Source organism: Aurantiacibacter sp. D1-12 (assembly GCF_028858515.1).
In the GTDB taxonomy this organism is placed as follows: Bacteria; Pseudomonadota; Alphaproteobacteria; order Sphingomonadales; family Sphingomonadaceae; genus Alteraurantiacibacter.
On record NZ_JAPJZJ010000001.1, the window covers coordinates 175,947 to 197,248 of the forward strand.

A 21,302-nucleotide genomic window follows, 5' to 3' on the forward strand; every position below is an offset into this window, starting at 1 on the left:
AAGCCCCGCTTGGGTCGAAGCATACTCACTTATTCGCACGGCACACGGCGATATGTGTAAAGGCTCGCATCGGCTGGAACCGGGGCAGGCCGGCGAGCCCGTTCGACACAGATACTCGCCGATTGCCCTTCAACGTGTTCGTATCCTTCAATCGCATCATAAAACAATTCATCGTTTACGATGAGGCAGCGCATGGGGCCCACACCCTCGCACGGGACGGAATGGGCAGAGATTTCGAAAAGCTCGAAGTTGCCCTTAGCAGCACCGGCATTGCCGGTGTTTGCACACCCCGCACAAAGGCCTGCCGCGATGATGGTCAAGAGCAATTTGGATGACATGGATAGCCCCTTCGGAATGGACGCGGATTATCGGATACGAACTGCTCAAGCGCCCCTGACCAAGCCATGAACCGCTCTTGATCGGACGTATCTAGCCGTCGAATGCCGACAGCACCTCGTACCCCAGCACCGCCCCGGCAACGGCAGCGTTGAGCGAATCTGCGCGCCCCTTCATCGGCATGGTGACACGCAGGTCACAAGCCATCTCGTATTCTTCGGGCAGACCGCGCGATTCGTTGCCGACCATCACGAAGCACGGGGCCATATAGGGCGCGCCGCGATAGGGCACGGCTTCGCGTAAGGACGCCGCGACGAGCTGACCGTCGCCACCCCGCAGCCACGGCAAGAATTCGCTCCACTCGGCGCGCGCAATGCCTTGTGTAAACACCGCGCCCATGCTCGCTCGCACTGCTTCGACGCTGAACGGGTCAGCACAGTCATCGATCAGGATCAGGCCGCCTGCTCCGATGGCATCGCCCGTGCGCAGCATGGTGCCAAGGTTGCCCGGATCGCGTAGCGCCTGCGCCACCAGCCATATCTTCGCCGAGCCCCGATCCAGCATGGCAAGCGAGGTATCGAACTCGCCAAACACGCCGACCACTCCCTGCGGATTGTCCTTGCCGGTGATCTTGCTGAGAATGTCCGGCGTCGTGGCGATGATCTCGCCGCCGGATGCCTCGACCGCCGCTTCCAGCGCATCGATCAGCGGATGCGGATCGCGCGCACCGGCCATCACCAGCATTTCGGGCACGCGGCCGCATTCGCGCGCATCGGTCAGCAGGCGCAGCCCCTCGGCGAGGAACTTGCCCTCGCGCTTGCGATGCTTCTTCTCGCGCAGGCTGCGGAGGTATTTGACCGTGGGGTTGGAAAAGCCGGTTATCTCGCGGCGCATGGACCGTTGCCTTAGTCTTCGCCGAAGCCGGTTTCGACCAGCTGCACAAGCTCGGCGAGCCGCGTCTCGGCTTCATCGCCTTCGACCGAAAGCGTTACCGTATCGCCTTTGGCAGCGCCCAGCATCATCAGGCCCAGTATGGAAGTGCCCAGCGCATCATTACCATCCTTGGCGACCTTCACAGTGCTGCCTTCCATCGCACTGGCAGCGGCAACGAATTTGGCACTGGCGCGCGCGTGCAGGCCGCGCTTGTTGACGATCAATACCTCTTTGCAATTGTCACTCATGCCCCGTGTCCCCCCTAGGCGTGTTGACCAAGAAATTCTGACGCGACGGTGATGTAATTGCGGCCCGCCTCGCGCGCGGCCTGTGCGGCGTCGTGCAATGCCATTTCCTTGCGAGCCCCCGCCAGGCGAATGAGCATTGGTAGATTGATCCCGGCGATCACTTCGGTGCGGCCTTCTTCCAGCAACGAAATAGCGAGATTGCTGGGAGTGCCGCCAAACAGGTCGGTCAACAAGATCGCTCCGTCACCCTTGTCGACCGCTTTGATAGCATTGGCAATGTCGCTACGCCGTTCTTCCATATCGTCATTCGGACCGATACAGATCGTGGCGACCTGATCCTGTTTGCCCACGACATGTTCCATCGCGGCAACGAATTCGTCGGCCAGATGGCCGTGGGTGACAAGGATAATGCCAATCATCGGGAATACGTAAAGCTCTTGCTGCGCGACCGGTTCGTTTGCGGGGCGTAATCCATCATCACGGGTGCTGTGTACCTTCAACCAGTTCCGCAGCGCGGGAGCCCAAATTGCGGTGGAGGACCGTGGGCGAAAAGCCGCCATCGCGCAAGACCTGCGCCATCTTCTCCGCGCTGTAGACGCTGCGGTGTCTCCCCCCGGTACAACCGAAAGCGATGTTGACGTAGGCTTTGCCCTGCTCGGCATAGCGCGGCAGCAGTTCGAGCAGCAGCGCGCTGATCTTGGAGAAGGTCGAGGAGAAGACCGCGCTTTGCTCGATAAATTCGCCGACTGCGGGATCGAGCCCGGTCTGCTGTTTTAACCCGGGTGCCCAATGCGGATTGTCGAGATAGCGCATGTCGAACACCAGATCGGCCGTGGGCGGCTTTCCGCGTGAGAAACCGAAGCTGGAAACGGTGACGGTCATCTCTTTGGGGGCGGTCTGGGAGAACTGCTCGCGAATCGTCTGCTTCAGATCGTTGACCGAGAAATCGCTGGTATCGATCAGTACGTCTGCCCAGCGGCGCAGCGGGGCGAGCAGTTCGCGCTCTGCCGCAATGCCCGATGAAACCGGCAAGTCCTGAGCAAGAAAATGCCGGCGGCGGGTTTCGTTAAAGCGTCGCTCCAGTTCATGCCCCGCGCAGTCGAGGAACAGCGTGGTGATAGAGACCTGGTCGTTCTCCACCCAGCCTTTCACCCGCTCGATCACATCATCGGGTACAAATCCGCGCGTGCGGCAATCGAAACCGATGGCGAGCGAAAACGGCTCTGAATCGCGCTTCACCAAGCGATTGAGGAGCCGGATCGGGAAATTGTCGATCGATTCCCAGCCCAAGTCTTCCAGCTCGCGCAAGGCAGTCGACTTGCCCGCGCCGAGCATTCCGGTCACCAGCAATATCCGCTGTGATTTGGAGGCTTTTGCGTCACCCATTAAAGGCGCTGTGCGCTTTCATGCTGCAAAAGAAAAGCCCCACCTTATTCGGTATCGAAATTCTGCCCGTGAATTTCCAGTGCGGCCTCGGCGCGCAAGGGCAGGGCAGGGGTGTCAGGGAACAGATCGACCTGCGGAACCGGCCTGCCGAGCAATAGGGCTTCACCGGTGCCAAGCGGCAGTCGCTCGGCCTCTGGCGTCAGGTTGACTACGATGGCGATAGGCGCGGTGGCGGTGGGCACTTCGAGCAGGCCGACATTGCGGATTTCGATAAGCCCGGCGGTGTTCGGAGGAGGTGAGGCAATGATTTTGTCTGCCTCTTGTTCCAGCGTAACCCCGTCATCACCCACCAGTTCTGCACCACGATCAAGCAGCGCGAGGGCAAGGCTCGACTTGCCGCTGCCGGGTTCTCCCATGATCAGAATACCGCGACCGCGCATGGCGACACAGCTGACATTGGCAAGGAGTTCACTCATGCGATTTCAATCCCTCGGGCAATCATGCTGCGGGCAGTTCCAAAACAAGGCAGGCGCCGCCCAGCTCGGTGCTATCATCGACGCTTAGCGATCCGTCATGCGCTTCCGCAATGGTGCGACCGATGGCCAGACCAAGGCCCGAATGGTTGCCAAAGCTCTCGGTCTCCGGGCGATGCGAATGGAAGCGGCGGAACACCTTCTCGCGTTCGTTATCGGGGATGCCGGGGCCTTCATCGGAAACACGCGCTTCTACGCGGCCATCGACGTGTGCGATTTCAACAATGATCTTGCCGCCATCGGGGGAGAAGGAAATGGCGTTGTCGAGCAGGTTTTCGGCCACACGCTCGAGCCGGATGGGCACGCCCATCACGCGTCCGGGCCGATCAGGGCAGCGCACTTCGACCTCGCATCCGCTTGCTTCGCCGCGATCCTGTTTACGGCTGACGACGTTGGCGAACAAATCGCACAGGTCGACAGGTTCGAAGGTTGCACGGCTCAGCTCTGCATCGATCCGGCTGGCTTCGGAAATTTCGGTGACGAGGCGATCAATCCGGCGCACGTCATGTGCGGCGACATCCACCAGTTGGGCGCGCAGATCAGGGTCTTCTACCTTGGGCAGCGATTCCGTGGCGCTGCGTAGCGAGGCAAGCGGGTTCTTGATTTCGTGCGCGACATCGGCGGCAAAGGTTTCCACCGCGTCGATCCGTTGGCGAAGTGTAGTCGTCATGTCGGAAACGGCGCGGGCCAGTAGTCCGATCTCGTCGCCACGCTTGTGCATACGCGGCACCTCGATGTCACGCTCCCGACCGAGCCGCACCCGCTGGGTAGCCGTGACGAGGCGACGCAGCGGCTGGATGATGGTGTTGGCGAGATAGAGCGAGAGGATGATCGAAACAAACAAGGCCAGCAGGATGATAGTCATCAGGCTGGTGCGTGCGGTGCGCACAGCCTGGGTGATATCGACCGCGTTGCGCGTGGTCAGCAGGCTTGCGCCCTGTACGCCCACAGGCGCAGCCGCGTTGATCACGGGTGTGCCATCGGGCGCACGGCGCAGTTCGATTTGCGAAAGGCCTTGTTGGCGGACGCGTGCGAGCTCCGGCCAACTGTCGGCCATGGTATCGGCAGGCTCGGAATAGTCAGGAGCGCTAGGCGCGCCGACGACCACGTTTACCGCATTGTCCGTCCACCGCGCGAGGTCTTCCAAGAACGGTTCGGCCACCGGATCATCGAAAGTAAAGCTGGGCTCGTCGAGCTCAAAACTGTCTGCGATGAGATTGCCTTCGGCATCGTACATGCGCAGCCGCATGCGTTGTTCGCGCCCGATCTGGCTGAGCAGAGCCTCCTGCCTTTCGGAGGTCGCGCCGGCGAGCGCTTCTGCAGTGATCTGCGCCTCGATCCGGGCGAGTTTGAAGCGTTCATCCAGCAGCTGGCGGCGATAGGAGTCGAGGAAAAACAGGCTTCCCGCCAGTACCAGCAGCGGGATCAGATTGACGGTAAGAATACGGGTGGTGAGCGAAGTGCCGAGCGGGAAGGGCAGGCGTTCCAGCCGCGAAACCGTGTCTGCATCCTTACCCATCGGAAAAACTGTATCCCGCGCCGTAAAGCGTTTCGATAGCGCCAAACTCGCCATCCACCGCGCGGAACTTCCGGCGCAGGCGCTTGATGTGCGAATCTACTGTCCTGTCATCCACAAACACGTCATCGGGGTAAGCGGCATCCATCAGCTGGTTGCGGCTCTTGATCACGCCGGGGCGCTGGGCGAGCGCCTCCAGGATCAGGAATTCGGTCACTGTCAGGCTGACATTGTCGCCACCCCAGGTCACCTGATGCCGCGCCGGGTCCATGCAGAGACGCCCTCGCACGATCATGCCCGTGTCACTTGCGGCAGGAGCGGGAGCGCCATCGGCAGTCGGTTCCAGAGGTGCTGCGCGGCGCAGAATTGTACGGATGCGGGCGAGCAACAGGCGTTGGCTGAAGGGCTTGGCAATATAATCGTCCGCACCCATCGCGAGCCCGGCTTCCTCATCCTCTTCCTGATCTTTACTGGTCAGAAAGATAACAGGAAGGTCGGACGTTGCGCGCAGTCGCTGCAACAGTTCCATACCATCCATTCGCGGCATCTTGATATCGAACACGGCGAGATCGGGCGGATTGCTTTGCAGAGCGGCCAGCGCAGCCTCTCCATCCGAGTAAACACGCGTCGCGTAGCCTTCTGCCTGCAAGGCAATCGAAAGCGTAGTGAGAATGTTGCGGTCATCGTCGACGAGGGCGATGACGCGCTGGTTCTCGGCCCCGCCTTCCGCCTTTACGGCAGCATCATCCTGGTCGGTTTGCGTCATTGCGTGCCTCTCTTGCGACCGGACTAACTTTTCATGCCTGAATACACAACATCCCTGCGCGCTCACGCACCGGAAAACCCGCGCATTACCTATGTGAACGATAACAATGCGGACTCTTCGCTCGAAGGCGAGGGACTCAAATTGACGCATCAGGTCGAGGCCACTATGCGGGCCCCAAACCCAACGCATACGAATGCGCCAACCATGCCGGATTCGGCTTGTTTGAGGAGCAAAGTCTTGTCTGTTTCGCTTTCTGTCCCCCTGTCCGCACAGGGTATTTCGACCTCTGCCACTATCCACGCCAATCTGGATTCCTCCGCTTTGGTGGAGCACGCGCTTGCTAACGGAGAAGGGCGTCTCGCCAAGGATGGCCCGCTGGTCGTCGAAACCGGCAAGCACACCGGTCGCAGCGCGAAGGACAAGTTCATCGTCCGCGATGCGGAGACCGAGAACACCGTTTGGTGGGACAACAATGCCAGCATGTCGCCAGAACACTTCGCCGCGCTGAAGGAAGACTTCATGGCTGCGCTGGGTGACAAAGAGACGCTCTATGTCGCAGACCTGTTCGGCGGTTCACAGCCAGAGCACCGCGTCAACGTGCGCGTGATCAACGAATTTGCCTGGCACAACATGTTCATCCGCACGATGCTGTGCCGCCCGACGGCTGCCGAACTTGACGGTTTTGCGCCCGAATACACGGTCATCGACCTGCCGAGCTTCAAGGCCGATCCCGAACGCCACGGCACCCGCAGCGAAACCGTTGTCGCGGTGAACCTTTCCGAAAAGCTGATCCTCATCGGTGGCACGCAGTACGCGGGCGAGATGAAGAAGAGCGTCTTCGGCATTCTCAACTACCTGCTTCCGGCCAAGGGCGTTATGCCGATGCACTGCTCCGCCAATACCGGCGCGGACGGCAAGACGGCTGTGTTCTTCGGCCTCTCGGGCACCGGTAAGACGACCTTGTCTGCTGATGCCAGCCGCACGCTGATCGGCGATGACGAGCACGGCTGGTCGGACCAGTCGGTCTTCAACTTCGAAGGTGGCTGCTACGCCAAGATGATCCGCCTCGACCCGAATGCCGAGCCGGAAATCTACGCCACCACCAAGATGGCCGGAACCGTGCTGGAAAACGTGGTGATGGACGAGAACGGCGAGATCGACCTCGACGACAACTCGCTCGCAGAGAACACTCGCGGTGCCTATCCGCTCAGCAGCATTCCCAACACATCGGAAGAAAACCTTGGCCCGGTGCCGAGTAATGTCATCATGCTGACCGCCGACGCTTTTGGCGTTCTGCCTCCGATCGCGCGGCTGACGCCTGATCAGGCCATGTATCACTTCCTCTCTGGCTACACTGCCAAGGTCGCCGGAACCGAAATCGGCGTGACCGAACCCGAGGCGACCTTCAGCACCTGTTTCGGTGCACCATTTATGCCGCGTCACCCGAGCGTTTACGGCAATCTGCTGAAAGAGCGCATTGCCAAGGGTGAAGTGCAATGCTGGCTGCTCAACACCGGCTGGACCGGCGGCAAGTATGGCACCGGTAACCGCATGCCGATCAAGGCCACCCGCGCGCTGCTGAACGCTGCGCTCGATGGCAAGATGGACGGTGTCGAGTACCGCAAGGATGCCAACTTCGGCTTTGAAGTGCCCGTCAGCGTTCCGGCACTCGAAGAAGCCGGGATCGACCAGACGATCCTCGATCCGCGCAGCACCTGGGCGGACAAGGAAGAGTATGACCGCACGGCGCAAAAGCTGGTGCAGCTCTTCGTCGACAACTTTGAACCTTTCGCCAGTCATGTTGACGAAGGCGTACGTCAGGCCGCTCCAAGCGCCGCGTGATCGCTGCCGTTCACACAGTTTTACAGCTAAAAAGGGACCCCGCCCGGTTTTTGCCGGCGCGGGGTCTTTATTGTGCCACAAGCCACGCTTAGGTTAGGTGTCAAAGCAATCACTTATGGAGAGACAATCATGAGTATCTTCGACCAGATCCTTGGCGCTGCGCACGATCACCCGACAGTGAAGAACATGGCGGACAAGCTGGGCATCGACCAGGAAACCGCCGAAAAGGCGATCGCTGCACTGACGGAAGGTCATCAGGCTGAAGGCGATACGCTGGACGTGGCTGCCGACAAGAGCGGTATCGACAAGGGTGTGCTTGGCCAGGTGATGGAGCATGTTGGCGGAGAAGGTTCGCTCAACAGTTTCATGCAGATCCTGGACCAGGACCATGACGGCAATCCGCTGAACGACATCGCCGGCATGGCCGGCAAGCTTTTTGGGAAGAACTAAATCATGAGCCTAGCACAGATTCTCCAGCAGACCGGCGTCATCGAAAGCATGGCGCGCGAACTCAACATTGACGAACAGACCGCGCGCGCCGGCGCCGGCGCTCTGCTTCCGGCGATTGTCGCGGGAATGGGACGCAGCTCCACCTCGGGCGGCGGTTCCGATCCGCTAGGCGGTCTCGGTGGCCTTGCCGGTGCGATACTGGGAGGTGGCGGAAACAGCGGCGGCGCGGCAGGCGGACTTGGCGGTGCGCTTGGCGGCGGACTGCTCGACATGGTTCTCGGCCAGCAGCCGACTCCGGTGCAGCACGGCAACGACATCCTCGGCAACATCTTCGGATCGAAGGATGTCAGCCGCTCGGTCGCAGGCGAAGTGGCTGCAGTTACGGGTCTCGACGAGAACCTTCTGAAGCGCATGTTGCCGATCCTGGCGATGGCTGTTGTCGGCTATATGACCCGTCAGGCAGGCGATAGCTCGGGTGCGCAAGGCGGTGGCCTTGGCGGAATTCTCGGCTCGATCGTCGGAGGGTTGGCACGCCGCTAAGGCGCGCCTTCATCTACCAGACAGATTGATCATGTCAGAAAGCGGGCGATGAGGGGCTTGTACTCCATATTGCGCGCACCGGCATTGGTGGTGGCTGCATTCGCAATGGGCGGATGCGCCACCAGCTCTGCGCAAACGATTGAAGAGCCGCCCGAGGCCGCACCGGTCATTCAGGCCGAGCTGCAGCCGGTTGCGTTCTATGATGTCGAGATCGTCGCCGAGTACCCGCATGACGATGCTGCCTTTACGCAAGGCCTGCTGTGGCATGACGGCCATTTGTACGAAAGCACCGGGCGGCTGGGCACATCCACTGTTCGCAAGGTCGAGCTGGAAAGCGGCGAAGTCCTCGCATCACGCGATATCCCTGCCGATCAGTTCGGCGAAGGGCTGGCGCTTTGGAACGATCAGCTTATCAGCCTCACCTGGACGCATGGTATCGTGCACCGCTGGAATCTCGCAGACCTATCTTTGATCGAAAGTACGGGCGCTTTCCCCTTCGAAGGTTGGGGCCTCACCACACTGGGTGACCAGCTTGTATTTTCGGACGGCTCTTCAACGCTCCGCTTTCTCGATCCGGAAACGATGGCGGTCGAGCGCGAAGTCACCGTTACTCTGGAAGGAGACGAGCTTCGCGAGGTCAACGAGCTTGAAGTGGTCAACGGCGAAATCTGGGCGAACGTGTGGTTCACCCGGCTGATCGTAGTGATCGATCCCGAGAGCGGCGTCGTCACCAAGGTGATCAACCTTGCTGATGTTACTGATCGGATGACCACGGTGGACGTCAGCGATGGCGCCGTGCTCAACGGCATCGCCTATGATGCCGAGAATGACCGTATTTTTGTGACCGGCAAGATGTGGCCCAGCCTGTTCGAGATCAGGGTAGTTCCGGTCGAGCTACTGGACCTGTCCGCCCCGGCTGAGGCTCAGCCAGCCACAGGCTGATCAGCCCGGCGGGTTCGCTGTGTAGCGCGCAACATTGTCCGCCAGCACGTCGAGCGGCGCGTTGCCGCCTTCCACCACTGCCATGTTGAAATCGCGCAGGTCGTATCGACTGCCGAGTGCCTGACGCGCCAGTTCGCGCTGGCGCAGGATTTCCAACTTACCAACCATGTATCCGCAGGCCTGACCCGGCCAACTACAATAGCGGTCAATCTCGTTGGTTGTCTCGGCAACGCCTACGCCGCTATTGGTGTGGAAGAAGTCGATACACTGCTGACGGCCCCAGCGTTGCGCGTGGAGACCCGTATCCACCACCAGTCGCACAGCACGATAGGCGGCGGCCTGATAATAGCCGAGCCGCCATGCGGGATTGTCGTCATAAGCGCCCAGCTCGTCTGCCATTTGTTCCGAATAGAGCGCCCATCCTTCGCTGAAGGCATTGAAGGCCAGGATCGCGCGGATCAGCGGCAACTGGTTCGAGTATTCACCTTCCCACACGTGGCCGGGTATCGCCTCGTGATGCGTGAGGGTGACGAGATCGTAGGTTCGGTGCAGATCGGTATCGCGCAGGTTGATCCAGAAGGTGCCCGGGCGCGAGCCGTCAACCGCAGGCGCACCGCCATAGGCAGTGGGTGCGCCCAGCTCTTCATTGGGCGGAATGCGCTTAACCTGCACCGCCGGATCGACCACGCGGCGGAAAGCGCGCGGCATCTCGCCACGGATCCACTCGATACGGTTCTCGAGGAATTCGATGATCTGCGCGCGGCCTTCATCGCCTTCGGCAAATTTGAAGCGATCATCCTGCGAAAGCTGGATCATGCGCTGGCCGGGATTGCCTTCGGTATAGCCAAGGCTGCGCAGGATCGGGTCCATCTCGCTGTGGATCTGTGCCAGCGTATCGAGGCCCAACTGGTGGATCTCGGCAGGCGTCATGGAAGTCGTGGTCGAGCTCTTGAGGCTCCAGCGATACCACTCGTCACCCTCGGGCTGGGCATCCATTCCTGGCGCGCTTCCTGCCAAGCCGCGCTGCACGCGGAGTTCGGCAAGCTGTGCTTCGAGCGCCGGCGCGATCTGGCCTGTCACGATGGCGCGGGCTCGTGCATCCCAGTCTCCGCCGATGCCTTCTGCAGCGGTGCGGCGGACAATCGATTCGACGAGCGAACCGCCCTGCATCGCATCGGCCAGCTGGCGTTCCATCTGGTTGAGTGCGCGGTCGAGAAGGAAATCAGGCGGGATAACGCCCATCGCGCGGCCCGACTGCATCCGGCCGAGCTCTCCAGCAAGGACACCGGGATAGTCCTCCAACCGTGAAATGTAGGCTTCGGCATCAGCCTCATCACGGATCGGGTGATCGCTATCGAGCGCGCGCGGCAGATCGATATAGGCGCCGACATTCTGGATGACGGGGTAGGGCGCTGTGCGCCAGCTGCCCACCGGGATGTCGCCATAGGGCAGAGCGAAGCCTTCTACGGCGGTTTCATATGCGCTTTCGACCACGGCGAAGCTGGTGCGTGTGGCATCGTCCAGACCTGCTTTGGGGAACTGGCGCGCGCGTTCGAGGTCGGCAGAGAGCGTAGCGGCGTAGGCATCCTGTCCGGCCTGCGTGGCATCGTGCAAACGGCTGCGCAGTCCGGCGTGTTCGCCCACATCAACGCCCATACTGGTGGCGCGCGTCGGCTCATGCTGCAGCAGGTTCCACGCGAACTCTTCCAGCAATCGCTCTCCGGCTGCCTGACCGGCTGGCGGCGTCATCGCGCTGGTAAAAGGCTCGACCGTTGTAACCTGCGTTCGCGCGCAGCCGGGCAGAACGGTAAGCGCGGAAGTGGCCCCGAGCGCCCCGATAAAGGAGCGGCGGGAAAGCGATGCGTTGGTGTTTTTGTCCATAATGCGAGTGGTCGCCCAAGGGCGCGCTTCCGTCAAGCCGGTAGCCGCGCTAGAACGCCGTGATGTTCGATTTCATCGTCTCGCTCGTTATCCTTGCTGCCATCGCACTCGCTGCAGGTGGCTTCGTGTTGCTGCGCAAGGGCAATCGCAAACAGGCCGTGCTGATGTGGCTGCTCGCGGGCGTCATGGTGGCCAATGTCGCGATCTGGCTGGTGCCGACAGAAAGCGGCGAGTCCTTGGCAGACGTCGCTGCTGACGGTGATTGAACAAAGTGGAGAGCGAACCCGAAGGCCCGCTCCCCTGGTGACGTAGTTCTGAACTTGGGATTATTCAGGGATCTGCCAGGTCACCGTTCCTGTGTAAGTGCCAACAACCTCTTCACCGCGATTGTTGGTCGCCGGATCAAAGCGCGCACGGCGCTGGATCAGACGACAGGTCGCGCGATCGAGCGAGCCGTGCCCGGTGGAGCGGGTGACTTCACATGCGTCCACTCGGCCATCACTGCCGACAACAAGGCGATAGCTCGCCGTGCCTTCATTGCCCCGCGTGAGGTCGCGGCGCGAATAGTCGTTGGTCGTGATCCAGCTGCCCATCGCGTTGGATGGACGCGGAGGGGTGGGGGTATAGGTAGGGACCGGCGGCTCGACCGCGATAGGTCCATCATTGGGGATGACATCGGGAATGGTGCGCGTCACCGGTGGGAGATCGTCGGTGACATTGACGACGTTGATCGGATTGTCGCGCGGAATGGGCACTGGCGGGATCGGTGCCGCTGGCGGCGTGTAGGGCACCACCGTGTCGGGAGGAACGTCGGTCGGCTCTGGCGGAGGGGGTGGTGGCAGTTCGATGAACACGCCCTCGACCTTGTCATCATCCGGCTCGATAATCGTTGCTGTCACCGCGAGACCGGCAACCAGACCGAACCCAATCAGTGCGTGCAGGCCGATAACCGATGCAGCGGCTTTTGCCCTTTCTGCAGGGGTAACTGTGGCGTTGGCGTATGACATGATCTCTCTCCTTCCTCTAACCCAATGGGAGTCATGTTATACTGTAACATACATGAGGCATGAGGAATGGCAAGGGCTTGGTTTAACCTTGCTGTGACTCCAGTGGAAAAGCACCCCAGCGAGCGAGTGTGAACGCGCACTGCAATCGGGCGCTGAGAGCGACCGACAGCCCGCGACTGCGGGCCAACCGGTAGGCCGAAAGCCAAGCGGCGCGGACCCGCCCCGTCCGGCGCCTGAGGGACAAACAAAAAGGGCGCTCGAACCACCGTCCGAACGCCCTTATTGAGAACGTTGCGACCCGATCAGGTGATCGGGCAGCTCGGGTCGAGGCGGAAGTCGAGATAGTTGTCGACCGACTTCATCAGCTCGTCCTGCTCGTTCTCGAAGAAGTGGTTGGCACGCGGGATCTCATCGTGATGGATCGTGATATGCTTCTGCGTGCGTAGCTTGTCGACGAGCTTCTGCACCGCGGTAGGCTGGACCACTGTGTCTGCCGTGCCTTGGATAAAGATGCCCGAGGCTGGGCAGGGGGCAAGGAAGCTGAAGTCGTACATGTTTGCCGGCGGCGCGATGCTGATAAAGCCGCGCACTTCGGGGCGACGCATCAGCAACTGCATGCCAATGAGCGCGCCAAACGATACGCCCGCGACCCATGTCACCTGCGCTTCGGGGTGGATCTGCTGCACCCAGTCGAGCGCGCTTGCGGCATCGGACAGTTCGCCAATACCGTTGTCAAAGCTGCCCTGGCTCTTGCCGACACCGCGGAAGTTGAAACGCAGCGTGGCAAAACCACGGTTCACGAAAGTCTTGTACAGCTGCTGGACAATCCGGTCATTCATCGTGCCGCCGCCCTGTGAATGCGGGTGCAGGATCATGGCGACCGGCGCGCGCGGGCGCGGACCGGGAGAGAAACGACCTTCAAGACGGCCTTCGGGGCCGGGAAAAATGACGTGCGGCATGGGCGGTATGGGCCTTGGCAGAATGGTTGACACGCGCGCCACTGGCGCTGCGCAAGTGGGCGGCTATATAGGCATTATGCGCAATTTCGCAATTATTCTCGCCAAAGTCCCGGCATGAGCCGTATCTATCTGGATCACGCTGCCACTTCTCCGCTGCGCCCTGAAGCGCGGGCGGCGATGGAGGAGGGCTTTGCGATATGGGCCAATCCCAGCTCTCCGCATGCCGAAGGCCGCAAGGCCAAGGCCGCGCTGGAAGATGCGCGCGAGCGGTGCAAACGCGCCCTCGGATGGGATGGCGAGCTGATCTTTACGAGCGGGGCGAGTGAGGCGGCGCGTCTTGCATTCGATCAAGCGGACGTGATGCACGAGGCGGTGAGCGCGATAGAGCATGACGCGATTCACAACTTCGTGAAAGAGCGCGCCGTTGCCGAGATTCCGGTTGGGGTTGATGGCCAAGTCAACTTGACGTCTGTGGCAAGAGAGGCCGGACCGTCCGCCGTTGCAGGCGAGGTGGTTGAGAACCGCTCGCTCATCGCGATCCAGCACGTCAATTCCGAAACGGGCACAATGCAGAACATCGGGCAAGTTGCCGAAGTTGTTCACAGTTCCGGCGGTCTACTTCTCGTTGATTGCGCGCAAAGTGCGGGGAAGATGGAGATTCCAAAAGAGGCGGACATGGTCATTGTCGGCGCTCACAAATTTGGCGGCCCCATTGGAATTGGCGCTTTGTTAGTAAAGCAGTTCAACATGCTCACACCATCTGGTGGGCATGAGCGTGGCTATCGGCGCGGGACGGAAAACATGCCGGTTGTGCTTGGCATGGCGGCCGCGTTGGAAGCTGAGCCTTGGCCGAGTTTGGAATTTTCACATATCAGCTATTTTGATGAAAGGTTTGAGGAGACCCAGCCTGCAACCGGCCATAATCATGCCCATCACATCTTGGCACTCGAGCATCGCACCATGTCCGCACAAGCGCTTTTGATCCGCCTCGACGCAATGGGCTTTGCCGTTTCGGCAGGCAGCGCCTGTTCGTCGGGCACCCTGAAGAAAAGCCGCGTGCTCGATGCCTTTGGCGTTGATGATGACACCGCCAGCCGCACGATCCGTGTATCGCTTGGCTGGAGCACAACGCCCGAAGAACTCGACGCCTTCGCAGAAGCGTGGAACTCACTGACATGATCTATCTCGATTACCAGGCCACCACTCCGCTCGCGCCAGAGGCGCGCGATGCGATGTTGCAATGGCTCGACGGGCCGGATGGCACCGGGTTTGGCAATCCGCATTCGCCGCATCGCATGGGGCGTACCGCGGCGGCAGCGGTCGAATTAGCGCGCGATCGGGTCGCTGCGCTGATGCCGCCCGGCGGGCAGGTGCATTTTACCGGCAGCGCGTGCGAAGCGATCAATCTCGCCATGCGCGGTTCGGTACTGAAGGGCGGCAGTAAGCAGGGCCGTGTTGCCATTTCAGCTATCGAACATGCCGCCGTGCGAGACACCGCCTATGTGCTGGATGAGCCGCACATTATTCCGGTGGATCGGAACGGCATTGCCGACACCCGCAGCAATCTGCCCGGCGATACTGCGCTCGTCTGCGTGATGCAGGTGAACAATGAAATCGGCACGCTCCAGCCTGTTGCCGAAATTGCCTCGCAGGCAAAAGAGGCAGGCGCACTGATGTTGTGCGATGCGGTGCAGGGAATGGGCAAATTCGCCGCCCCCGGCGGTGCTGACATGATCGCAGTGTCTGCGCATAAGCTTTACGGCCCCAAGGGCATCGGCGCGCTTTGGGTGCGAGACGGGGTGGAGCTTGACCCGCAGATTACCGGCGGGCTGCAGGAAAAATTTCGGTCGGGTACGCTCAGCACTGCGCTTTGTGCAGGGTTTGGTGCCGCTGCCCAGCTCGCTGGTGAACGGATGCAGGCAGACAAAGATCACGCGAGAGACCTGTGGGATCGCGCTGTCGAACTGTTCGATGGGTGGGAGATCAATGGCAGCACTGAGGCGCGTAATCATGCCAATTTCAGTGTGCGCCGTGACGGTCTTGATGTCGCGCGCTTGATGAGCGATTGCCGCGAAGTGATGTTTTCCGCCGGTTCGGCTTGTGCCAGCGGATCGGGCAAACCGAGCCACGTGCTCAAGGCTATTGGGCTGACCGACCAGCAAGCAAAAAGTACCATCCGGATCGGCTGGGGCCGCTACACAACCATGGAAGAGCTTGAAGAGGCGGCGCAAAAGCTTATCAATGCTGCACTGCAGCAGATTTAGGGCAACAAGGACAGCGAGCATCAAAGTCACGTTTCTCACCCGCGATGGCGACAAGATTGAGGCCGAGGCTTCGGATGGCGATCGCCTGCTCGAAGTCGGGCAGGCTGTTGGCATGCCGCTGGAGGGAACGTGCGAGGGACAGATGGCTTGCTCCACCTGCCATGTGATCGTGGCGCGTGAATGGTTCGGCAGGTTGCCAGAGGCGGTTGAAGAGGAGGAAGACATGCTCGACCTCGCTTCCGATGTGCAGGCGACAAGCCGCCTCGCTTGCCAGATCGTGCTGGTCGAGGAACTGGACGGACTGACCGTGCAAATCCCCGATGACAGCGTAGACGTTCAGGGATTTTGACCGCAAAAGCAGCGGCCAAGGCATTGGGGCAAGGAACCTTCCAAAGTGCGTGAAAAGGTCAGGCAGCTTGTCGAATCGAGCCGGTTCGAAAAGGCGATTATCGCTGTCATCATCCTCAACGCCATCGGGTTGGGCATGGAAACATCGCCCACAATCATGGCGCGCTTCGGTGATATCGTTGGCGCGCTGGACAAGATCGCGCTGACAATCTTCGTCGTCGAGCTGTTGCTCAAGTTCTTCGCTTACCGCCTTGCCTTCTTCAAGAACGGCTGGAATGTCTTCGATCTGGCGATTGTCAGCGCGGCGCTTTTCCCCGCATCACAAGAACTCTCTATCCTGCGTGCGCTGCGCATCCTGCGTGCGCTGCGGCTTGTCTCGGTTGTGCCCAGCATGCGCAAGGTGATCGCCGGACTGTTCAGCGCCATTCCCAGCATCGGCACGGTAATCGTTATGCTGCTGCTGTTGTTCTATATTGCCGCTGTCATGGCGACGACGCTGTTCGGGGAGGCTTTCCCCGCATGGTTCGGCAATATCGGGCTGTCGCTCTACTCGCTGTTCCAGATCATGACGCTGGAAAGCTGGTCCATGGGCATCGTGCGCCCAGTGATGGAGGTCTACCCCTACGCTTGGGCCTTCTTCGTGCCTTTCATCCTGCTCACCAGCTTTATTGTGCTCAACCTGTTCATCGGTGTGATCGTCAACGCAATGAGTGAAGCGACCAGCGAAGAGGCGCATGGCGAACGCGAGCTGATCATGAATGAATTGCGCGGATTGACTGCGGAAGTTGCCGCGATGCGGCGCGAGCTGGAAGCGAATGGGAAGAGGGGCGAGCGCTAGACCCGCCCCACTCGTCCCGTCAGGCTTCGACTGCCGAGCGACTGTCTAACCAGCGCAAGAAGCGGCGAGTGCCCCAAATGGCTCCGCCCACAGGCAACGCGATGCTGCCGAGAACAATGAATGCGGCAAGCAGGTAGCCTAGTATGCTGCCCAAGCTAGCGAAGGCAGTGCCGACCGGACCGAAGAAGTCGCTCGCCGGGGCATTGGCGGTGGAATAGGACACGTTGATGCGTGTGAATGCCACACGGCCGCGCATTTCTTCCAGCCAGCTGCGTGCTTGATCGATTTCTTCGTTGATCCGCGCAACCTGGCGTTCCGCTTCTACAATTTCCTCTACGCTGCCCTGCCGCGTGCGCAGGACTTCCATCATCCGGTCGCGCAGTGCCACACGGCTGCGTAGGCGCGCTTCGGTGTCGACCATGCTGCGGGTCAGATCTTCGCCCGTAATCGCGGCGGTAATCTGTTCGCCCCCAGCATTGGTCGTAGCCGCGCTAAGCCGCCCGCCAAAGTCGCGCGCCTGATCGGCCACCACGGCCAGTTCCAGCCGCCCGGCCGCATATCCGTCTTCGACATTGCCGGAATGGCTTTGCGAGACAATCTGGCAAACATAGGGGCCTGCTGCAGCGCACATGTCGGCGTGCCGTTCCTGCATGGAAGCGATGTCGGCGGCATCCATGCGGAAGCCATAGTCATAGGTGTAGGCCATGCGCGGCAGATTAATCGAGACATCCGGCGCGGAGGGGGCAGGGCTGGGCGCCAGCACCTCGTCGGATGTCGTAATGGCCTCCTCATTGTCCGCCACAATCTCCGCAGAACCTGCTTCAAATGTGGCATCGCCTTCCACCATTTCGGCAGATTCGGTGTAATCCGCCGACTCGCTACACGCTGTCAGAGTTATACATGCTACTGAAAGTACTAGATAAAATCCTCTCTTACGCATTATTGCCTCCTTTTGGCCTTATTGCTGCCATAATTTGGCCATAATTGAGGCAACTTGGCAAGAGGCAACGAAAAGGCCCCGCTTCGCTGCAGTGACGGAGCCTTAAAATTGGCCGGCCTGGATAGGCGGAAGAGTATTGTCATGCGGCTTCGAGGCTACGCTCTTCGCGCTGCGGTTGCTCCTCAAGCTGGTTGATGAACGCGGCGCTAAAGGCCGGAATGTCGCTTGGATTGCGGCTGGGGAAACGCCGCCGTTCCGTGCTGTCCGCTGGGGCGAGGCAGTGATAGGGCGATCGACATGGTCACCCCTGAAGACACTCCTGATTCTGAAAACGGCATCACGCGCCAGCCGTTCGATAGCGCGCTGTCGGAACGTTACCTTGTCTATGCGCTCTCCACGATCACAGCACGCTCGCTGCCCGATCTGCGGGATGGACTGAAACCGGTCCACCGCCGCCTGCTGTGGACAATGCGCCAATTGAAACTCTCGCCCGACAGCGCCTTCAAGAAGTCGGCCCGCGTCGTGGGTGATGTGATCGGCAAGTACCACCCGCACGGCGATACAGCGGTCTACGACGCGATGGTCCGCCTCGCCCAGCCGTTCACGCTGCGGTACCCGCTGGTCGAGGGGCAGGGGAACTTCGGCAATATCGACGGCGATAACGCTGCTGCCTATCGCTACACCGAAGCGCGGCTGACGAAGACCGCGATGCAGCTGATGGCGGGTCTGGATGAAGGCACCGTCGACTTCATCCCGACCTACAATGGCGAGGAAGAAGAGCCCGAGCTGATGCCCGGGCTGTTCCCGAACCTGCTTGCCAATGGCGCGAGCGGGATCGCGGTCGGCATGGCGACCTCCATTCCCAGCCACAACGTTGCCGAAGTTCTCGATGCGGCCGAGCTGGTGCTGTTCAACAAGGATGTGACGCACGAAGAGCTGATGGGCGTGTTCCACGGCCCGGACTTTGCGACGGGTGGCCTGATTGTTGACGGGCCGGAGGCGATTTCCAAGGCCTATGAAACCGGGCGCGGGAGCTTCCGTGTGCGGGGGCGCTTCTACGCGGAAGAGTCGGAGAACGCGGAGGATCGCGATGCCGGGATCGAGCGGCAGAAGGGCGGCGGGTATCAGCTCGTCATTTCCGAGATCCCCTATCAGGTGCCCAAGGGCAAGCTGATCGAGCAGATCGCGCAGGCGATTGCCGACAAGAAGCTGCCGATCCTCGATGACGTGCGTGACGAGAGCGACGAGAACATCCGCATCGTGCTCGTCCCGCGCAGCCGCAATGTGGACCCCGATCTTCTCAAGGAAAGCGTCTACAAGCTCACCGATCTGGAAACGCGCTTCGGCCTCAACATGAACGTGCTCGATCACACGCGCACGCCGATGGTCATGGGACTGAAGGAATTCCTGACGAACTGGATCGTCCACCAGATCGAGATCCTGCAGAAGCGCACGCAGCACCGCCTTGCGAAGATCGCCGACCGACTGGAGCTGCTTGAAGGCTATATCATCGCCTTCCTCAACCTCGACCGCGTGATCGAGATCATCCGCTACGAGGATGATCCCAAGGCCGAGCTGATGAAGGAATTCAAGCTCACCGACCGGCAGGCCGAAGCGATCCTCAACATGCGGCTGCGCAGCTTGCGCAAGCTGGAGGAAATGGCGCTCCGCACAGAGAAGGACGAGCTTCTGAAGGAGCAGGAGGAGCTGGAGAAACTGCTCGCTTCACCCGCACGCCAGAAGACGCGCCTTAAGAAGGACATGGCCGCTCTGCGCAAGGAATATGGCGAGGATACCGCGCTGGGAGCACGCCGCACGACCATCACCGATGAAACGCCTGCGGTGGAATTCGATCCGAACGCAATGATCGAGAAAGAGCCCGTGACCGTGGTGCTCAGCCAGAAGGGCTGGGTGCGCGGCGCGAAAGGGCATGTCGATCTGGGCAAGGATCGCTGCGGCGATTTCAAGTACAAGGAAGGCGACGGGCCTGCCTTCGCGGTTCATTGCCAGACAACCGACCGCGTGCTGCTCGCCTGCGATGATGGCCGCTTTTTCACGCTGGGTGCGGACAAGCTGCCCGGCGCACGCGGCTTTGGCGAGCCGGTGCGCAATACGCTCGATATAGATGCCTCAGCCAACGTGATCGCGGTTGTGGTGCACGAGAAGGACAAGCAGATCCTGCTCGCGAACACGGTGGGCAAGGGCTTCGTTGCAGTGACCGACGAGCTGCTCGCCGAAACGCGGAAAGGTCGCCAGGTCGTGAACCTCAAGGGCGACGCTAAACTTACTGTCGCGCGAGCTGTGGCTGCCGCGCATGACCACGTCGCCGTGGTTGGCGAGAACCGCAAGCTTGTCGTCTTCGCGCTCGAAGAGATGCCCGTGATGACGCGCGGGCAGGGCGTGACGCTACAGCGATACCGCGATGGCGGCCTGTCCGATGCGACGACCTTCACGCTCGAGGAAGGCCTTAGCTGGGCAATGGGCGGCAAAGGCGATCGTACCCGGACCGAGACCGAGATCGGTATGTGGAAAGTGGCGCGCGGTGCCGCCGGACGTTTGCCGCCACAGGGATTTCCTAAAACGAACACGTTTTAGGATTGTTTGTTTTTCGAAAGCGCCTCCGCGCTTTCGTCCTCGGTGCTATTCGCTCCGCTTCGCTGCGCGGCACCTGCGGTCGCCCGGTCGGGCTCTGTCGTGCGCTAGTCGCGCCCGATATCAGCTCAACCACCCGCCTTTTCGCGGAGTACGGGCCGCGGGCCCGCAAGGGCGACCGCCCGCCCGCAGCCGCCCTGAAGCGTAGCGGAGGGATTCAGGCGAGGATAGCCAAGTGAGCGGACGCGAACGCCGGCGCGCGAGGCCCAAAAAAAGGCCCGATGGATCGCTCCACCGGGCCCTTTCTCTCAAATATCTGTGCCCGGGTTAGCGGACCCGCGTATCATTTACGGCGGCCATGATGTCGGCGTGATTTGCCATCACAACCACCGCGCCGTCTGCATCGAGCGCGAAGAGGGTTTTTGGCAGTGTGACCAATGCATTAGCTTCGCTTGCGATCACAACATGCGTTTCGTTGACACTTGATACAGTGCCAAGAGCCATGGCGTCGGCCGAGGTGACTTCCGCACCTTCAACCATTGCGGCGGCCAGAGCGACGGCAGCTTCGGCTTCGGCCTGTGCCAGAACGTTTGCCCATGCCGCTTCGAGATCGGTCTTGGTCATGTTCATCGTCCACACGCCTTCACGCTCGGCAAAGCTCTCCACCGGAAGCGGGATTTCATAGGTGCCGGTGTTGAGGACGGCATTGGTGCCATCGTTGGAATCAATGGTGCCGATCACGACATCGTCATTGCCGACGATCTCTACGCCAGCATCCTGTGCCATAGCGGGGGTGGAGAAAGCGATTGCTGCAGCGGCGGCAGCGAAAGCGATACGCATAGTACAAAAATTCCCTTCATTCGGGCGGCGGGTAAGCGCCACCCGGCTGTTCAAAATTCTTCCGACAAGGCCGGATTTCAAAGCGGGCGGCACACCCCGTCCGGGGTAGACACACGGCGCACCAGAAAGTGCGCACCCGTT

At 60.8% G+C, this 21,302-nt stretch carries 23 protein-coding genes; 10 read left to right on the forward strand and 13 right to left on the reverse strand.

Translation table 11 applies throughout. From position 1 onward, the window contains the following. Nucleotides 1-29: 29 nt before the first annotated feature. The 8 genes from OOZ52_RS00945 to OOZ52_RS00980 all read right to left on the reverse strand — a co-directional run bounded on the left by OOZ52_RS00945 (nt 30) and on the right by OOZ52_RS00980 (nt 5,718). Nucleotides 30-338 carry a DUF4377 domain-containing protein gene (locus OOZ52_RS00945; protein ID WP_274696612.1) on the reverse strand — a complete coding sequence of 103 codons (309 nt, stop codon included), beginning with the start codon at nt 336-338 and terminating at the stop codon, nt 30-32. Between the two features lie 91 nt (nt 339-429). Next, the gene (locus OOZ52_RS00950) at nt 430-1,230 is read right to left on the reverse strand and encodes a TrmH family RNA methyltransferase (RefSeq protein ID WP_274696613.1); all 801 of its coding nucleotides are present in this window, start codon (nt 1,228-1,230) and stop codon (nt 430-432) included. A gap of 11 nt (nt 1,231-1,241) precedes the next feature. Then, nucleotides 1,242-1,517 (reverse strand): HPr family phosphocarrier protein, encoded by a 276-nt coding sequence (locus OOZ52_RS00955; protein WP_274696614.1) that lies wholly within the window; start codon nt 1,515-1,517, stop codon nt 1,242-1,244. A gap of 14 nt (nt 1,518-1,531) precedes the next feature. Beyond that, the gene (locus tag OOZ52_RS00960; RefSeq protein ID WP_274696615.1) at nt 1,532-1,936 is read right to left on the reverse strand and encodes a PTS sugar transporter subunit IIA; all 405 of its coding nucleotides are present in this window, start codon (nt 1,934-1,936) and stop codon (nt 1,532-1,534) included. Nucleotides 1,937-1,994: 58 nt separating this feature from the next. After that, nucleotides 1,995-2,903, reverse strand: a complete 909-nt coding sequence (rapZ, locus tag OOZ52_RS00965; RefSeq protein ID WP_274696616.1) for an RNase adapter RapZ — start codon at nt 2,901-2,903, stop codon at nt 1,995-1,997. Between the two features lie 44 nt (nt 2,904-2,947). Then, entirely contained in the window at nt 2,948-3,379 is a 432-nt protein-coding gene (locus tag OOZ52_RS00970; RefSeq protein WP_274696617.1) for an HPr kinase/phosphorylase, read from the reverse strand. A gap of 22 nt (nt 3,380-3,401) precedes the next feature. After that, a complete protein-coding gene (locus OOZ52_RS00975; protein ID WP_274696618.1) occupies nt 3,402-4,955 on the reverse strand; it encodes a stimulus-sensing domain-containing protein in 1,554 nt (517 codons plus the stop codon). Then, nucleotides 4,948-5,718: a response regulator transcription factor gene (locus OOZ52_RS00980; RefSeq protein WP_274696619.1), complete on the reverse strand. Its 771-nt coding sequence runs from the start codon at nt 5,716-5,718 to the stop codon at nt 4,948-4,950. The genes OOZ52_RS00975 and OOZ52_RS00980 overlap by 8 nt, the downstream gene beginning before the upstream one ends. A gap of 204 nt (nt 5,719-5,922) precedes the next feature. Here OOZ52_RS00980 and OOZ52_RS00985 point away from each other — a divergent pair, with 204 nt between their 5' ends. The 4 genes from OOZ52_RS00985 (at nt 5,923) to OOZ52_RS01000 (ending at nt 9,492) form a co-directional block, all read left to right on the forward strand. Beyond that, a complete protein-coding gene (locus OOZ52_RS00985; RefSeq protein ID WP_446698106.1) occupies nt 5,923-7,560 on the forward strand; it encodes a phosphoenolpyruvate carboxykinase in 1,638 nt (545 codons plus the stop codon). 129 nt (nt 7,561-7,689) lie between these two features. Beyond that, entirely contained in the window at nt 7,690-8,010 is a 321-nt protein-coding gene (locus OOZ52_RS00990; protein ID WP_274696621.1) for a hypothetical protein, read from the forward strand. Nucleotides 8,011-8,013: 3 nt separating this feature from the next. Beyond that, nucleotides 8,014-8,550 carry a DUF937 domain-containing protein gene (locus OOZ52_RS00995; protein WP_274696622.1) on the forward strand — a complete coding sequence of 179 codons (537 nt, stop codon included), beginning with the start codon at nt 8,014-8,016 and terminating at the stop codon, nt 8,548-8,550. Between the two features lie 69 nt (nt 8,551-8,619). Next, nucleotides 8,620-9,492: a glutaminyl-peptide cyclotransferase gene (locus OOZ52_RS01000; RefSeq protein ID WP_274696623.1), complete on the forward strand. Its 873-nt coding sequence runs from the start codon at nt 8,620-8,622 to the stop codon at nt 9,490-9,492. Here OOZ52_RS01000 and OOZ52_RS01005 read toward each other — a convergent pair whose 3' ends face one another. Beyond that, entirely contained in the window at nt 9,493-11,373 is a 1,881-nt protein-coding gene (locus OOZ52_RS01005) for a DUF885 domain-containing protein (RefSeq protein WP_274696624.1), read from the reverse strand. A 62-nt stretch (nt 11,374-11,435) separates the two neighbouring features. On the opposite strand from OOZ52_RS01005, the gene OOZ52_RS01010 reads away from it, so the two are divergent. Beyond that, the gene (locus OOZ52_RS01010) at nt 11,436-11,639 is read left to right on the forward strand and encodes a hypothetical protein (protein ID WP_274696625.1); all 204 of its coding nucleotides are present in this window, start codon (nt 11,436-11,438) and stop codon (nt 11,637-11,639) included. Nucleotides 11,640-11,699: 60 nt separating this feature from the next. Here the strand turns inward: OOZ52_RS01010 and OOZ52_RS01015 are convergent, their stop codons facing one another. Together OOZ52_RS01015 and OOZ52_RS01020 are read right to left on the reverse strand one after the other, a co-directional pair. Then, nucleotides 11,700-12,380 (reverse strand): energy transducer TonB, encoded by a 681-nt coding sequence (locus tag OOZ52_RS01015; RefSeq protein ID WP_274696626.1) that lies wholly within the window; start codon nt 12,378-12,380, stop codon nt 11,700-11,702. 302 nt (nt 12,381-12,682) lie between these two features. Then, on the reverse strand, nt 12,683-13,339 hold the full coding sequence (locus OOZ52_RS01020) for an alpha/beta hydrolase (RefSeq protein ID WP_274696627.1): 657 nt from the start codon (nt 13,337-13,339) through the stop codon (nt 12,683-12,685). 177 nt (nt 13,340-13,516) lie between these two features. Here OOZ52_RS01020 and OOZ52_RS01025 point away from each other — a divergent pair, with 177 nt between their 5' ends. The 4 genes from OOZ52_RS01025 to OOZ52_RS01040 are packed head-to-tail and all read left to right on the forward strand — an operon-like array spanning nt 13,517 to nt 16,789. After that, complete coding sequence (locus OOZ52_RS01025; RefSeq protein ID WP_446698107.1) at nt 13,517-14,518, forward strand: cysteine desulfurase family protein; 1,002 nt, start codon at nt 13,517-13,519, stop codon at nt 14,516-14,518. Beyond that, complete coding sequence (locus OOZ52_RS01030; RefSeq protein WP_274697204.1) at nt 14,515-15,603, forward strand: cysteine desulfurase family protein; 1,089 nt, start codon at nt 14,515-14,517, stop codon at nt 15,601-15,603. The genes OOZ52_RS01025 and OOZ52_RS01030 overlap by 4 nt, the downstream gene beginning before the upstream one ends. Beyond that, complete coding sequence (locus OOZ52_RS01035) at nt 15,581-15,952, forward strand: 2Fe-2S iron-sulfur cluster-binding protein (protein ID WP_274696629.1); 372 nt, start codon at nt 15,581-15,583, stop codon at nt 15,950-15,952. Before OOZ52_RS01030 ends, OOZ52_RS01035 begins: the two co-directional genes overlap by 23 nt. 45 nt (nt 15,953-15,997) lie before the next feature. Beyond that, nucleotides 15,998-16,789: an ion transporter gene (locus OOZ52_RS01040; protein ID WP_274696630.1), complete on the forward strand. Its 792-nt coding sequence runs from the start codon at nt 15,998-16,000 to the stop codon at nt 16,787-16,789. Between the two features lie 19 nt (nt 16,790-16,808). Here OOZ52_RS01040 and OOZ52_RS01045 read toward each other — a convergent pair whose 3' ends face one another. Beyond that, nucleotides 16,809-17,729, reverse strand: coding sequence for a DUF4349 domain-containing protein (locus OOZ52_RS01045; RefSeq protein WP_274696631.1), 921 nt, complete (start codon nt 17,727-17,729; stop codon nt 16,809-16,811). 297 nt (nt 17,730-18,026) lie between these two features. Between OOZ52_RS01045 and parC the strand changes: the two genes are divergently transcribed. Further along, a complete protein-coding gene (gene parC, locus OOZ52_RS01050) occupies nt 18,027-20,324 on the forward strand; it encodes a DNA topoisomerase IV subunit A (RefSeq protein ID WP_274696632.1) in 2,298 nt (765 codons plus the stop codon). Between the two features lie 324 nt (nt 20,325-20,648). Here parC and OOZ52_RS01055 read toward each other — a convergent pair whose 3' ends face one another. Continuing rightward, on the reverse strand, nt 20,649-21,161 hold the full coding sequence (locus OOZ52_RS01055; RefSeq protein ID WP_274696633.1) for a hypothetical protein: 513 nt from the start codon (nt 21,159-21,161) through the stop codon (nt 20,649-20,651). Nucleotides 21,162-21,302 lie beyond the last annotated feature (141 nt).